The organism is Pseudomonas sp. G11 (assembly GCF_029457515.1).
In the GTDB taxonomy this organism is placed as follows: domain Bacteria; phylum Pseudomonadota; class Gammaproteobacteria; order Pseudomonadales; family Pseudomonadaceae; genus Aquipseudomonas; species Aquipseudomonas gorinensis.
This window is the reverse complement of the sequence record NZ_CP120377.1, coordinates 5,712,833-5,726,399: the sequence shown is the minus strand read 5'-3', so window position 1 is coordinate 5,726,399 and position 13,567 is coordinate 5,712,833. Positions and strand designations below refer to the sequence as shown.

Sequence of the window (13,567 nt, the reverse complement as noted above, 5' to 3'; positions counted from 1 at the left end):
ACAGTGACCGGGTTCATCCTGAAGGAAGGGGCTCGAGTGTCGGAGGGGGCTTGCTCCCGATGGCGTCAGCCCAGGCGCGGCTTATTTCGGTCCAAGAATCTTCACCAACTTATCCGGCGACGGCGCGCCTTGCTGTTGCTGCAAGCCACCCTTGTCATCCAGGTAGAAAATCGCCGGGGTTGCCGACAACTCCAAGTCATCCATCAACTGCATATTGGCATTGAGTTGGGCCTGGATATCCGCCGGGATTTTCTCCAGCGGCTTGAGCTTGCTGCCTTTGCCGGCGGCTTCGTGTTCTTCCAGGGCCTTGGGCGCGTCTTTGCTGGCCAGCAGCGCAGCGGATTTGCCTGGGCTGTCCTCGCGAATAATCCCCACCATGATATGTCGCAGCTGCACCTTGCCGGCTTTCACCCATGGCCGCGCCTGTTCCCAGAACATGTTGCAGTACGGGCAGTTGGGGTCGCTGAACAGGTAGACGGTGCGGGGGGCGTTTTTGTCGCCGTCCTGGATCCAGTGGCTCTTTTCCATCTTGGCCCAGACTTCCTTGGCCATCGGCGCGTACACCAGTTTTTCCAGGGGCGCGCTGCTCAGGTCATTACCCTGGGCGTCGTACAGGTTGCCGGCGATCACACTTTTGCCGTCGGCGGTCAGGTACAGGGCCATGCCACGGTTCTGATACTGCGCGGCGTAGCCGGTGAGGCCGCTGGGTGCATCGAATTTGCCGATGATCTTGGCACCCTTGGCTTCAATCTGTTTGATCGGTGCCGGCCAGTCTTCGGCCTGGGCCAGGGTGGCGGCCAGGCTTAGTGGCAGCAGGGTCAGCAGGTGGCGGAGGCGGGGCATGTCGGTTTCCTTGAGGGGGCCGTGGCGGCGGGGGCGGAGTCGAAGGGTTCCATGGCACGGGCCAGGCTGGCCTGGGACAGTTCACCGAGGTGGCTGTTGATCAGGCGTCCATCGGCTTGGTAGAACAGCGTGGTCGGCAAGGCCATGGAGCCCACGGCCTGGCCCAGGCGACCACTGGCATCGAACAGCACGTTGTCCAGGTTCAGGCCCTGGGTGGCCAGGTAGGTGCTGACGCTTTGCATGCTCTCGGCCTGGTTGACGAACAGGAAGGTCACGTCGGGGCGCATGCGTTGGGCGCTTTCCAGTACCGGCATTTCGCGACGGCAGGGCGGACACCAGGTGGCCCACAGGTTGATCACCAGCGGCCCGCCTTGATAGTCGGCCAATTGCACCACCTCGCCGTTGGCGGTGCGCAAGGTGATGTCTGGCAGTCGTGTGCCTTTTTCATACACGCTGAGGGACAGGCTGGTCATGCCCCAGAACACCAGGCCGGTGATTACCCCGGCGCTCAGCGGCTTGCGCAGGGCCGGGCGGCGCCAGCCGTACAGCAGCGCGCCGAGGATCAGCGCGATCACGCCCGGCCAGGCCAGAAAGCCGCCGTCGCGCAGGTCGACCATCTGCAGCGGGTCGTTGCTGTAGTAACTCCAATACATCAGTACGAAGCTGACCCGCGCGCTGAGCATGCCCAGCAGGAACAGGCTGAACAGCACCGACTCGGGGTTTTCCCCGCCACGCTTGGCCACGCGCCAGCCCACCAGGGTGGCGAGAATCAGCGCGCTGATCAGCAGGATGTGATTCAGGGCGATAGCGAAGGTGCCGATGGTCAGGGTCAGCATCAGAGGGCGCCCCGGATCTGGGTCCAGCGTTGCAGGAAGGCCGCGGCATCCACTTCGCCGGTGATGCGCTGGGCACGCCGTTCTTCACCGTCAGGGCCGATCCACACGAAGCTCGGCGGCCCTGGCACCTTGTAACGGCCGAGCAGCTCGCGGCTGGCGGCGTTGTCGGCGGTGACATCCAGGCGCAGCAGGCGCACGTCCTTCAGGGCGTCGAGGACTTCGGGTTTGCCGAATACCTGTTTCTCCATGATCTTGCACGACACGCACCAGTCGGCGTAGTAGTCCACCAGCACCCATTGGCCCTGGGCCTTGGCGCTGTCGAGCTGGCTTTGCAGCACGGCTGGGTCGTTGATGGTCATGAACGCGTCGTGGGCGGTAGGGCCGGCGACAGCGCGCGAGCCGCTGTAGACCTTCAACGGTTGCCACAGGTCATCGCTGCCACCTGCCGCGCCCACCAGCAGCAGGCCGCCCCACAACCCCAGTACCACGGAGCCGGCGCCGGACAGCATGGCGATACGCCCGAAATCCTGTGCCAGGCGCCAGCCGCAATAGGCCATGGCCAAGGCCAGTACACCCCACAGGCCCAGCCACAGGGCTTCATCGACGACCGGACGAATCATCAGTATGGCGGTGGCCAGGAACAGGAAGCCGAAGATCCCCTTGAGCACATTCATCCAGGTGCCCGGCTTGGGCAGGAAGCGGTTGCCCACGGTCACCAGCAGCAACAGCGGCACACCGATGCCGATGCCCATGGCGAACAGGATCAGGCCGCCGTGCAGGGCATTGCCGCTTTGCGCGATATACAGCAGCGCACCGGCCAGGGGCGCGGTCATGCACGGGCCGACCAGCAGGCCGGAGAGGGCGCCGAGTACTCCGGCGCCGATCAGGCTGCCGCCACTCTGGTTACGGCTGACGTTGTCCAGGCGGTCGCGCAGGGCCACCGGCAGTTGCAGTTCAAAGAAGCCGAACATCGGCAGGGCCAGGATCACAAACAACGCAGCGAAGCTGCCCAGAATCCACGGGGTTTGCAGCAGCGCGGCGAGGTTACTGCCGAGCAGGGCGGCGACTACGCCCAGCGCGGCATACACCAGCGCCATGCACACGACATAACTGCCGGCCAGGGCAAAGCCACGACGCGGGCTGGCACCGCTGCCGACCACCAACCCGGCGAGAATCGGCAACATCGGCAATGAACAAGGGGCAAACGCCAGCAGCAGGCCCAGGCCAAAGAACACCAGCAGGCTCCAGCCCAGGCTGCGTTGTTGCAGGCCGCTGGCCAGGCTCTGGTCCTGGGCTTCGGCGGTAGCGGCCACGGCGGGGTTGCCCCCCAGGTCCACGGTGATCGACTGCGGCGGGTAGCACAGGCCGGCATCGGCACAGCCCTGCCAGCCCAGCTTGACCTTGCCGGTGGTCCCGGCGGGGATCTTCACTTCCAGGCCCTGGCGATACACTTGCTGCTCGCCGAAGAACTCATCGCTATGGGCTTCGCCTTGGGGCAGCGGCGGCTTTTCGGCCAGGCCATCGAACTTCATGCGCTGCTGGTACAGGTAATAGCCGTCGGCGATCTGCCAATACCACTGGGTTTCACCGGACTCCAGGCGTTCGGAGGTAAAAGTGAAGGCTTTGCCCACCGGGAGGAAGTCGGGTTTGGTCTCGAATGGGTTGCCCGGCGCGGCCTGGACGAACCCTGCGAATAACGCCAGCAGAACGATAAACAAATGCCGCATGGTCAAGCCTTAGTTCGATGCAAGTGAGGCACACAATGTGTGGTGTTGATTAACCGATGATTAACCGGGCGCTATTCTAAAGTGTAGGGAATGTCTGAGGGGGCTTCTTTTCGCGGCATAATCGCTGCTTAATCCGCAGCACTTTTAATCACCCCCATCTTTCATGAAGGGTTCAGCATGCACGTACTGGTCTGTGAAGACGACGAACTGATCGCCAGCGGCATCGTGGCCGGCCTCGGCGCCCAGGGCTTTACGGTCGAGCGCGTGGCCTCGGCGGCAGCGGCGCGGGCGATGCTCAAGGCGGCTACCTTCGACATCATGGTGCTCGACCTCGGCCTGCCCGACGAAGACGGCCTCAAGCTGTTGCAGCAACAGCGCAGCCAGGGCCTGGAGATCCCGGTGCTGATCCTCACCGCGCGCGACTCGGTAACCAACCGCGTCGACGGCCTGCAGGCCGGTGCCGACGACTACCTGCTCAAGCCCTTCGACCTGCGCGAACTCGCTGCGCGCCTGCAAACCCTGCTGCGGCGGGTGGCCGGGCGTAGCGTCAACCTGATCGAACATGGCCAACTGACCTACAACCCCAGCAGCCGAGAGACCTTCCTGGGCGGGCAGCCTGTGGACTTGTCGCGCCGCGAACAAGCGTTGCTGCAAGCCCTGCTGCACAACAAAGGCCGAGTGCTCTCCAGCGAGCAGCTCAAGGACAGCGTCTACGGTTTCAACGACGAGCTGGAGAGCAACGCGCTCAACGTGCACATCCACCACCTGCGGCGCAAATTGGGCAATGGCATCGTTGAGACCGTGCGCGGCCTGGGCTATCGCCTGGGGCCGGCGGATGGCGGCCCGGCCGAGGCGGGAGAGAAGGTTTCGTGATGAGCCTGCGACTGCGGCTGACGTTCAAGCTCGGCGCCGCCTTTGTGCTGATCTGGGCCCTGGCGGCTGCCTGGATGCTCAATGATCTGCGCAACCAAATGATGTTTTCCCTCGACCAGCGCCTGGTGGCGTCCGCGCGCATGGTCGCCGGTTTGATGGAGCAAATGCCCGGCCTGGCGAGCACCGCCGAGGGCAAGCATTTCAGTGCCGAACAACTCAACGTGCCGGGGGGCATGGCATGCCAGGTCAGCTCCTTGCGCGGTGAGGTGCTGGCGCGCAGCCACACTACCCCTGACCAGGGCCTGGAATCCCACCGCAGTGGTTTCCGTGACCAGATCATCGACGGCGCGGCGTGGCGCAGCTTCACCCTGGCCCGTGGCGACCTGTTCATCACCACCGCCGACCGCCAGGTGGAGCGGGAAGCCTTGAACCTGTCGATCCTGCTGGCGGCCTCGGTGCCGGTGGGCGTGGCCCTGTTGGGCTGCTTGTGCCTGCTGTGGCTGGGCATCGGCCAGAGCCTGCTGCCGCTCAACCGCATGCGTGACGCGTTGATGCGCCGCAGTGCCGACTCCCTTGAGCCGTTGCAGATCCACCCGCTGCCCAGCGAGCTCAAGCCGCTGCTCGACACGCAAAACCAACTGTTGCAACGCATCGCCAAGACCATCGAGCGCGAACGCCGCCTCACCGGCGACGCCGCCCACGAGTTGCGCAGCCCGCTGACGGCGATCAAGACCCACCTGCAAGTGGCCCGCATGACCGAGGGCGCTGCCCGCGACCAGTCCCTGGCCCACGCCGAGGAGGGCGCCGACCGTCTGCACCGCACCCTCGAACAATTGCTGCTGCTGGCGCGGGTGGAGGGCAGCCTGTCGTTTGACGATGGCATGCAATCCAGTGCCGAGGAGGTTGCACGGCTGGCGATCCAGGACGCGAATGCCGGTGACAATTCGCGGATCGACCTGATCCTGCCGGACAACCTCTCAAGTGCCCCGGTGGAAATGCCGGTGGGCCTGGCGGTTGCGGCCCTGCGCAACCTGTTGGACAACGCCCTGCGCCACACCCCGGCGGCTACCCGGGTGGAACTCAATGTATCCACCACCGCCGACCAGGTGGTGTTTCGTGTGCGTGACCATGGCACGCAGATATCCGCCGAAGACCTGCAATACCTGACCCAGCGTTTCTGGCGCAATGGCAACAGCGAAGGGTGCGGCTTGGGCCTGGCGATCGTGCAAGCGATCGTGCAGCGCTGTTCGTGCTCGTTGACATTCGACAGCCAGCCGGATGGCCTGCGAGTTGACCTGGGCATGCCCCTGCGGCGCTGATCACCCTTTTTTCAAGTGTCACACATAGTTACCGCCCTCCTGAGGTTCAACCCTTCAGGATGGCGGTAATTTTTTTGCGCTTGAACGGGCTGAATGACTCGGCCTGTGTTGAAAAGGACAGCTCTTATGTTGGTGATCGATACCAGTTTTCCCTCCAGGGACTTCAACGAACGCAATGGCGAACCTGTGCGCCAAGTGATCCTGCATTACACCGCGGCACCCTTCGCCTCCTCCTTGCACACCCTGACCCGGAACGGGGTCAGTGCGCATTACTTGCTGCCCGACCCCGATGAGCCCGGCTACCGCACGGCCGGCTATGACGAATTGCGCGTGTTTCGCCTGGTGGACGAGGACAAGCGTGCCTGGCATGCCGGGGTGAGCCAATGGGGGGGCCGGGATAACCTCAACAGTCGCTCGATTGGCATCGAAATCGTCAATCAGGCGCGGGATGACGCCAGTGGGTTTACCTTTCCCTATTACGCCGAGGAGCAGGTCGAGGTGTTGATCGAGTTGCTGCGTGACATTCTCGAGCGTTACCCACAGATCGGGCCGACCGACGTGCTCGGGCATTCGGATGTGGCCTATGGGCGCAAGAGCGATCCGGGGCCCCGGCTGCCGTGGCGCCGCTTGTTCGAGGCGGGAATCGGGGCGTGGTTTGACGAGTCGACGCGAGCCATGTACCAGCGCCGGTTCTGTCTCGGCTTACCGCCTGAAGTGGAGGTGGAGCGGGCATTCCAGCGCTACGGCTATAAGCCGGCGCAGAACCGCCATGGGTTTGAACTGAGGACCCGCGCATTTCAGATGCACTTTCGGCCGCGGGATTACTGCGGGTTCCTGGATGTCGAAACCTGCGCGATTCTGTATGCCTTGAATGAAAAGTACCTTGGGCTTTGAAGCCCCGCACCGTTCAAAGGTGGGAGGGGCGGGGCGACGATTCGACTTGCCCCGCCCACATTTTGATCCTCATGCCTCAGTCAACAATCACTTCTCCTAAATCCTCCTCTCGCTGGTGCGTTTCCAGAACAGGAAATCCGTGCGCATGCCCTTGGGCCAGACGCCAACGGATCGGCAGTTTGGTCACCATCATCAGCGTATTGAGGGATCGAGAGATGTCAGTCGCTACCAGCCGTATCGAAGACGCCCAGGCGCTTGTCAGCCCGGCACCCGCAGAAACGCTCTACCAGTTCGAAGAAACGCCGCTGCTGGCCCGTCAACGCCAGCAGGAGTCCAATGCCCGCAGTTACCCACGGCGTATCCCCCTGGCGCTCAAGCGCGCCAAGGGGATCTACGTGGAGGATGTGGAAGGGCGCAGCTTCATCGACTGCCTGGCTGGCGCCGGCACCTTGGCGTTGGGGCATAACCACCCGGTGGTGATCGCCGCCATCCAGCAAGTGCTGAGCGATGAATTGCCGTTGCACACCCTCGACCTGACGACGCCGGTCAAGGACCAGTTCGTGCAGGACCTGTTCGGCCTGTTGCCGCCAGCATTGGCCCGTGAAGCGAAGATCCAGTTCTGCGGCCCCACCGGCACCGATGCGGTGGAAGCCGCGTTGAAACTGGTGCGCACCGCGACCGGCCGGAGCACGGTGTTGTCGTTCCAGGGTGGGTACCACGGCATGAGCCAGGGTGCCTTGAGCCTGATGGGCAGCCTGGGTCCGAAGAAACCCCTGGGGGCGTTGCTCGGTAATGGCGTGCAGTTCCTGCCGTTCCCCTACGACTACCGCTGCCCGTTCGGCCTGGGCGGCGCGCAAGGGGTTCGGGTCAACTTGCATTACCTGGAAAACCTGCTCACCGACCCGGAAGCCGGGGTGTTGTTGCCGGCGGCGGTGATCGTCGAAGTGGTGCAGGGCGAGGGCGGCGTGATCCCGGCCGATCTCGATTGGCTGCGCGGTTTGCGCCGTATCACCGAGCAGGCCGGCGTGGCGTTGATCGTCGATGAGATCCAGAGCGGTTTCGGCCGCACCGGCAAAATGTTCGCCTTTGAACACGCCGGGATCATCCCGGACGTGGTGGTGATGTCCAAGGCCATCGGCGGCAGCCTGCCGTTGGCGGTGGTGGTGTACCGCGACTGGCTCGACACCTGGCTGCCCGGCGCCCATGCCGGAACCTTCCGCGGCAACCAGATGGCCATGGCGGCGGGGTCGGCGGTGATGCGCTACCTCAAGGACCATGACCTCGCCGGCCATGCGGCGGCGATGGGCGAGCGCCTCGGCGAGCACCTGCGCCTCCTGCAGCGCGACTTCCCGCAGTTGGGCGATATCCGTGGCCGTGGGTTGATGCTCGGCGTAGAGCTGGTGGACCCGCACGGCCCCCTCGATATCCAGGGCCACCCACCGGTGCATCGCCAACTGGCACCGCTGGTACAGCGTGAATGCCTCAAGCGCGGCCTGATCCTGGAGCTGGGTGGCCGACATGGCGGCGTGGTGCGCTTCCTGCCGCCGCTGGTGATCACGGCCGTGGAAATCGACCGCGTTGCCGAGATCTTCGGGCGTGCATTGGCGGCGGCGGTCGCCAGCCTCTAATTTTTCAACGTCTTGGTACGTTTCTACAGATATCAGCGCTGCGCGTGGTGCGCAGCCAGCCCTTGAGCGACGGAGAACCGCAATGACCTCAGTATTTGACCGCGACGACATCCTGTTCCAAGTAGTGGTCAACCATGAAGAACAGTACTCCATCTGGCCCGACTACAAGGCCGTGCCGGAAGGCTGGCGTACCGTGGGCAAGAGCGGCCTGAAGAAAGAGTGCCTGGCCTATATCGAGGAAACCTGGACCGACATGCGCCCGCTGAGCCTGCGCCAGAAGATGGACGGCGCCGCGCTGGGCTGACACAAAACCTGGGGCAAGCCTGGCGGGCTTGATGTGGAAGGTAGGCTTGATGTGGAAGGCTGGCTTGATGTGGAAGGCTGGCTTGATGTGTGGCGAGCGGGCTTGCCCCGCGTTGGGCTGCGCAGCAGCCCCAAGACCAGCCGCCCCGGCAATATCTGATACACCGCATTCTGCTTTATTGGGGCTGCTTCGCAGCCCAACGCGGGGCAAGCCCTAATGCCGTTCAGTTAAGGCTTTTTTGTAGGAGCGAGCTTGCTCGCGAAGAACTCACAGGCACCGCGTTCACTCAGGAAACACGCGTTATCGTTGACGTTTTTCGCGAGCAAGCTCGCTCCTACAGAAGGCGATGTACGCTTAACTGAACGGCATTAGGGCAAGCCCGCTCGCCACAACAGGCCCGCTCTCACAACAGGCCTGTACCCCTTATACGTTCTTGTCTTTTTCCAGCCCACCCGCAGCCCCTGTCACCACCTGCACGCTCAAGCGCGGCGTGGCCAGGTCGAGCCCGGCTTCGTCCAGATGGCGCTTGAGTGACAGGTTGAACGCCCGCGACACTTCCCACTGCTTGATCGGCGCGGTCTTGAAGCGTGCGCGCAGGATCGCGCTGCCCGACTCGAAGCTCTCCACGCCCTGAATCTCAAGGGGCGACCAGATATTGCGACGCTGCAGCGGGTCGTTGCGCATTTTATGGCCGACGTCGCGTATCAGCTTGATCGCGCTGTCGATGTCCATGTTGTAGGGGATCGCGACCCGGAAGATCGCGTAGCCGAACTCCCGCGAGTAGTTCTTGATGCTCTTGATTTCGCTGAATGGGATGGTGTGGACGATGCCGTCGATATCGCGCAGGCGTACGGTGCGGATGGTCAGGCCTTCGACGGTACCGAGGTGGCCACCGACGTCGACGTAGTCATCGATGGCCAGGGAATCCTCGATGATGATGAACAGGCCGGTGATCAAGTCCGCCACCAGCGACTGCGCACCAAAACCGATGGCCAGGCCGATTACACCGGCACCGGCCAGCAGTGGCGTGACGTTCATGCCCATGTTCGCCAGGGCAACGATGGCCGCGATGATAAAGATGGTCACGAACAGCACGTTGCGGATCAACGGCATCATGGTCTGCGCACGGGCATTGGCCAGGCCTTTGCGCGAGCGGGTGAGGGCGTGGAGGATCGCGGTGTCGCTGAGAATCCAGATCAGCCACGCGAACAGCAGGGTACCCGCCAGGCCGAATAGCTTGACGGCGACTTCATGACCATCGCCTTCGGTAAAGCGGATCAGCGACAAGCCCCAGACTCGCAGCCCCAGCTCGATAAATGCCAGCCATACCGCCAGGTGGGCCAGGGTGTAGACGAAGCTTTTCAGGCGCTCGGAGTACAGCGCATGGCGCTTGTGCCCGCGTTGCGGTTTGAGCGCGTGGCGTCGGACCAGGCCGTTGATCACCATGCACAGCACCAGCAACACGGTGCACAGCAGCGACTGGCGCAGGGCGGTGCTGGTGTCGCCGGCCGAGACGAAGGTGGCGAACAGCGAGATACCCACCAGCAGCAGGGCCGGGATGAACCAGAAGGTGCCGATGATTTCGATCGTGTCGCTGAGGGCGCGGCGGGTCAGGCGTCGGGACAGCGGCTGGTTGCGGATCAGGTGCGCAATCGGCCGGCGAAAACGCAGGATAAACACACCGGTGGACAGCGCAGCCATCACATTGGCCACGGTCGCTGCGGTATGAGCCAAATGCTGGCCGAGCGCCGTGACCAGCCTGGGGTCGCTCAACGCTTCGCCAAAGGCGGCAAAGCTACCGATCCACCACAGTGGACGGAACGCCTGGTGCCGCAGGATATACAACGCGCGGTGGCGGTGCGGGCCGTCGAGCAGGGAGAACGCGATCACGCAGATCGCCGAGAAACACGTACCGACCACCAGTGCGTAGGCCAGCACCATTGCCAGGGATTTGCCCAGGGACGACGGCAGTGCATAGCTCAGGTACACGGTGATCACCAGGGCGATCAGCCAAGGCCCCAGCTTGCGCAGGGCGAAGCGCAGCATGTCCCAGGTGCGCGGGTGTTGTGGCAATTCCTCGGGCAGGCCGAAGCGCTCGCGCACGCGGTGGCTGAGCCAGATCAACGCGGCGGCGAGCAGGCTCCACACCGCCAGGATCACGGCGAAACCGAAAATGATGGGTAGCCATTCATTGGCCGGCAGTATCAGTGCGCTCAGTTCATCCTTGGCCAGGTCAACCTCGTTGGACCAGCGGCTGATCGGGCTGTCGTCCCCGGAAAATTGTTGCTCAAGGTCCGACAGCGTGCTGCCGATCAACCCGAGCACGCCTTGTTCGGCGGCCGGCTGGGCTTTTTGCGTGGCTTCGCGCAGCTTCTTCAGGTCGCTCAGCAGTTGGGTGCGCTGCTGGTCGTTTTCCAGGGTCTTGATCACCTCGTCCAACGACTGCCCCAGAGGCACATCGGCCTGGGGTTGGGTCTTGTTGGTGCTGCTCAGCAAGCCGGGCAAGCTCACGGCCTGGGCAGGTGCGAGCGGCAGCAGCGTGAGCAGGGCGATCAGCAGGTAGCAGGGCAGAGCGAACAGACGGGAAAGCACGGAGGCGGTCAACCTTGGAAACGACGAGTTGACCGAGTGTACGAGGCCGCTATGCCCAATGCGAGTGCATTTGTCATTCGGCCAGTTTGGCGAGGATCTTGTAGACCACGGTGCCCAGGATCAACAGCATGCCGATCCACATGCCGAACACACCCAGGGGCTTGTCACGAAAGTTAAAACCAACCGCGAGCATGATCATGCCGATCAGGATAGGGATGAGCATGGCGTGGAAGGAGGACATGGTGATCATGAGGCGATGGCCTTGTCAGAGTGGGAATAGTGACAAGTCTAGGTGGGATTGTGGGAAATGCAGGTGATATAGATCAGGTGTACGCGAAGCCAAATGTGGGAGGGGCAAGTCGAATCACCGCCCCTCCCACCTGTTTAACTGCATTCAGCCTTTGGATCAGGGCAGGTCGTGGCTGGCGTAGAACGCGCCGAGTACTTTGACCAAATGCGCCAGGTCATGGCTGCCGCACAGCTCGCGGATGGAATGCATGGCAAACGTCGGCAGGCCGATGTCCACGGTGCGCACGCCCAGGTGGCTGGCAGTGATCGGGCCGATGGTCGAGCCACAGCCCATGTCGCTGCGCACCACGAAGCTCTGTACCGGGACTTCCTCGGCCATGCACAGGTGGCGGAAGAAACCGGCGGTTTCGCTATTGGTGGCGTAGCGCTGGTTGCTGTTGACCTTGATCACCGGGCCCGCATTCAGCTTGGGCCCGTGGTTGGCGTCATGCTTCTCGGCGTAGTTCGGGTGCACGCCATGGGCGTTGTCGGCTGAAACCAACAGCGATTTCTGAATGGTGCGTACGAATTCATCACCTTCAGGCAGCAGGCGGCGCAGGGTCTGTTCCAGCATCGGGCCGTCGGCACCGCAGGCCGAGCAGGAACCGACTTCTTCGTGGTCGTTGCACACCAGCACGCAGGTTTCATCGGTCTCGCTGGTGAGCAAGGCTTGCAGGCCGGCGTAGCATGACAGCAGGTTGTCCAGGCGCGCGCCGGCGATGAAGTCGCCGTTCAGGCCGATCACGGCAGCACTCTGGGTGTCGTAGAAGCTCAGCTCGTAGTCGAGCACCACATCGGCGTTCAAGCCGTGCTCGCGGGCCAGTTGCTCGGTGAGCACGGCGCGGAAGTCCACGCGTTCGTCGCCGGCAAACTGCGCGAGGATCGGCGGCAATTCGGTCTGGGCGTTGATCGCCCAGCCCTGATTGGCTTCACGGTTCAGGTGAATGGCCAGGTTGGGGATGATCGCGATGGGCAGCTTGAAGTCGATCAGTTGGCTTTCGACCTTGCCGTCGCGGCGGAAGGTGACGCGCCCGGCCAGGGACAGGTCGCGGTCGAACCACGGCGCCAGCAGCGCACCGCCGTAGACTTCCACACCCAACTGCCAGAAGCCCTGGCGTTGCAGCTCAGGCTGCGGCTTGACCCGCAGGCACGGGCTGTCAGTGTGGGCGCCAACCAGGCGGATGCCGCCTTGCAGTGGCGCGTGACGGCCGAGCTTGAAGGCGATGATCGAGGAATCGTTGCGGGTGACGTAATAGCGCCCGTTGGCTTCGGTGGCCCAGGTTTCGCGCTCGTCGAGACGCTGGAAACCGGCGGCTTCGAGGCGCTGGGCCAGGGCCGCGGTGGCATGGAAAGGAGTAGGGGAGGCCTTGAGGAAGTCGATCAGGCCTTGATTCAACGCTTCGCGCATAAATAGCTCCAGACAGCAATGCGCGGAGTTTACCGTCCGATGGCAAGAAGTGCACAGCACAAATGTGGGAGGGGGCTTGCCCCCGATTGCCGTGGCCCAGTCAACAAATACAGTGACTGACACTCCGCAATCGGGGGCTGCCCCCTCCCACATTTACTGTGTTTGCAGCTTTAGAACGGGGCTGGGCACTCGAAGCGCAAACGCTCGCCGCTTTGCGGGTGGGTAAAGCTCAGCATGCTCGCGTGCAGGCACAGGCGTGGCCAGGCGGCCAGGGCTTGTTCATGGGCGTACAGGCCATCGCCGAGCAAGGGGTGGCCGATGGACAGCATGTGCACCCGCAACTGGTGGGAACGCCCCGTGATCGGCGTCAACTCGACGCGGCACCAGTCGCCGCAACGTTCCAGCACCTTCCAGAAGGTCAGCGCATGTTTGCCGAATTCGTGGTCGACCACATGCCGCGGCTTGGTCGGCGGGTCATAGCGCAGGGGCAGGTCGATGCTGCCGCTGTCCAGTGCCGGCTGGCCCCAGGCCAGGGCGGTGTAGGCTTTTTCGGTTTCGCGATCGTGAAACTGGCGAGACAGCTCGCGGTGAGTATCGGCGTCCCGGGCCAGCAGGATGATGCCCGAGGTTTCCCAGTCCAGGCGATGGACGATGCGGGCTTCGGGGTAGCCGTTTTCCTGCAGGCGGGTGATCAGGCAATCCTTGTTGTCATCGGCGCGGCCAGGCACCGAGAGCAGCAAAGTCGGCTTGTTCACCACCAGGACGGCATCGTCCTGATGAAGAATATGGATGTTGGACAACGGCATTAAACAGCCTCGTAACAAACGCCAACGGCGGCTCGACCACCCGATGCCC

At 63.3% G+C, this 13,567-nt stretch carries 12 protein-coding genes; 5 read left to right on the top strand and 7 right to left on the bottom strand.

What is annotated here, in order from left to right; translation table 11 throughout:
- Positions 1-81: 81 nt before the first annotated feature.
- The 3 genes from dsbG to dsbD are packed head-to-tail and all read right to left on the bottom strand — an operon-like array spanning position 82 to position 3,406.
- Positions 82-843 carry a thiol:disulfide interchange protein DsbG gene (dsbG, locus tag P2T68_RS26285; RefSeq protein ID WP_024076665.1) on the bottom strand — a complete coding sequence of 254 codons (762 nt, stop codon included), beginning with the start codon at positions 841-843 and terminating at the stop codon, positions 82-84.
- The gene (locus P2T68_RS26280; protein WP_024076664.1) at positions 819-1,679 is read right to left on the bottom strand and encodes a TlpA disulfide reductase family protein; all 861 of its coding nucleotides are present in this window, start codon (positions 1,677-1,679) and stop codon (positions 819-821) included. The genes dsbG and P2T68_RS26280 overlap by 25 nt, the downstream gene beginning before the upstream one ends.
- The gene (dsbD, locus tag P2T68_RS26275) at positions 1,679-3,406 is read right to left on the bottom strand and encodes a protein-disulfide reductase DsbD (protein ID WP_277378487.1); all 1,728 of its coding nucleotides are present in this window, start codon (positions 3,404-3,406) and stop codon (positions 1,679-1,681) included. The genes P2T68_RS26280 and dsbD overlap by 1 nt, the downstream gene beginning before the upstream one ends.
- 177 nt (positions 3,407-3,583) lie before the next feature.
- On the opposite strand from dsbD, the gene P2T68_RS26270 reads away from it, so the two are divergent.
- The 5 genes from P2T68_RS26270 (at position 3,584) to P2T68_RS26250 (ending at position 8,424) form a co-directional block, all read left to right on the top strand.
- A complete protein-coding gene (locus tag P2T68_RS26270; RefSeq protein ID WP_024076662.1) occupies positions 3,584-4,279 on the top strand; it encodes a response regulator in 696 nt (231 codons plus the stop codon).
- On the top strand, positions 4,279-5,598 hold the full coding sequence (locus tag P2T68_RS26265) for an ATP-binding protein (protein WP_041160988.1): 1,320 nt from the start codon (positions 4,279-4,281) through the stop codon (positions 5,596-5,598). Before P2T68_RS26270 ends, P2T68_RS26265 begins: the two co-directional genes overlap by 1 nt.
- A gap of 126 nt (positions 5,599-5,724) precedes the next feature.
- Complete coding sequence (locus P2T68_RS26260) at positions 5,725-6,492, top strand: N-acetylmuramoyl-L-alanine amidase (protein ID WP_069076729.1); 768 nt, start codon at positions 5,725-5,727, stop codon at positions 6,490-6,492.
- Between the two features lie 215 nt (positions 6,493-6,707).
- Positions 6,708-8,120 carry an aspartate aminotransferase family protein gene (locus P2T68_RS26255; protein ID WP_024076659.1) on the top strand — a complete coding sequence of 471 codons (1,413 nt, stop codon included), beginning with the start codon at positions 6,708-6,710 and terminating at the stop codon, positions 8,118-8,120.
- A gap of 82 nt (positions 8,121-8,202) precedes the next feature.
- Positions 8,203-8,424 carry an MbtH family protein gene (locus P2T68_RS26250; protein ID WP_024076658.1) on the top strand — a complete coding sequence of 74 codons (222 nt, stop codon included), beginning with the start codon at positions 8,203-8,205 and terminating at the stop codon, positions 8,422-8,424.
- 423 nt (positions 8,425-8,847) lie between these two features.
- Here the strand turns inward: P2T68_RS26250 and P2T68_RS26245 are convergent, their stop codons facing one another.
- The 4 genes from P2T68_RS26245 to P2T68_RS26230 all read right to left on the bottom strand — a co-directional run bounded on the left by P2T68_RS26245 (position 8,848) and on the right by P2T68_RS26230 (position 13,518).
- Complete coding sequence (locus P2T68_RS26245) at positions 8,848-11,016, bottom strand: mechanosensitive ion channel domain-containing protein (RefSeq protein WP_024076657.1); 2,169 nt, start codon at positions 11,014-11,016, stop codon at positions 8,848-8,850.
- Between the two features lie 73 nt (positions 11,017-11,089).
- The gene (locus P2T68_RS26240) at positions 11,090-11,266 is read right to left on the bottom strand and encodes a hypothetical protein (protein WP_017845812.1); all 177 of its coding nucleotides are present in this window, start codon (positions 11,264-11,266) and stop codon (positions 11,090-11,092) included.
- Between the two features lie 156 nt (positions 11,267-11,422).
- Positions 11,423-12,712: a M18 family aminopeptidase gene (locus P2T68_RS26235; RefSeq protein ID WP_024076656.1), complete on the bottom strand. Its 1,290-nt coding sequence runs from the start codon at positions 12,710-12,712 to the stop codon at positions 11,423-11,425.
- A 170-nt stretch (positions 12,713-12,882) separates the two neighbouring features.
- Positions 12,883-13,518: an RluA family pseudouridine synthase gene (locus P2T68_RS26230; RefSeq protein ID WP_003192838.1), complete on the bottom strand. Its 636-nt coding sequence runs from the start codon at positions 13,516-13,518 to the stop codon at positions 12,883-12,885.
- Between the last annotated feature and the right edge of the window lie 49 nt (positions 13,519-13,567).

Coding starts and splice junctions, on each gene's coding strand:
- dsbG (WP_024076665.1), bottom strand. CDS start 843: ATGCCCCGCCTCCGCCACCTGCTGACCCTGCTGCCACTAAGCCTGGCC.
- P2T68_RS26280 (WP_024076664.1), bottom strand. CDS start 1,679: ATGCTGACCCTGACCATCGGCACCTTCGCTATCGCCCTGAATCACATC.
- dsbD (WP_277378487.1), bottom strand. CDS start 3,406: ATGCGGCATTTGTTTATCGTTCTGCTGGCGTTATTCGCAGGGTTCGTC.
- P2T68_RS26270 (WP_024076662.1), top strand. CDS start 3,584: ATGCACGTACTGGTCTGTGAAGACGACGAACTGATCGCCAGCGGCATC.
- P2T68_RS26265 (WP_041160988.1), top strand. CDS start 4,279: ATGAGCCTGCGACTGCGGCTGACGTTCAAGCTCGGCGCCGCCTTTGTG.
- P2T68_RS26260 (WP_069076729.1), top strand. CDS start 5,725: ATGTTGGTGATCGATACCAGTTTTCCCTCCAGGGACTTCAACGAACGC.
- P2T68_RS26255 (WP_024076659.1), top strand. CDS start 6,708: ATGTCAGTCGCTACCAGCCGTATCGAAGACGCCCAGGCGCTTGTCAGC.
- P2T68_RS26250 (WP_024076658.1), top strand. CDS start 8,203: ATGACCTCAGTATTTGACCGCGACGACATCCTGTTCCAAGTAGTGGTC.
- P2T68_RS26240 (WP_017845812.1), bottom strand. CDS start 11,266: ATGATCACCATGTCCTCCTTCCACGCCATGCTCATCCCTATCCTGATC.
- P2T68_RS26235 (WP_024076656.1), bottom strand. CDS start 12,712: ATGCGCGAAGCGTTGAATCAAGGCCTGATCGACTTCCTCAAGGCCTCC.
- P2T68_RS26230 (WP_003192838.1), bottom strand. CDS start 13,518: ATGCCGTTGTCCAACATCCATATTCTTCATCAGGACGATGCCGTCCTG.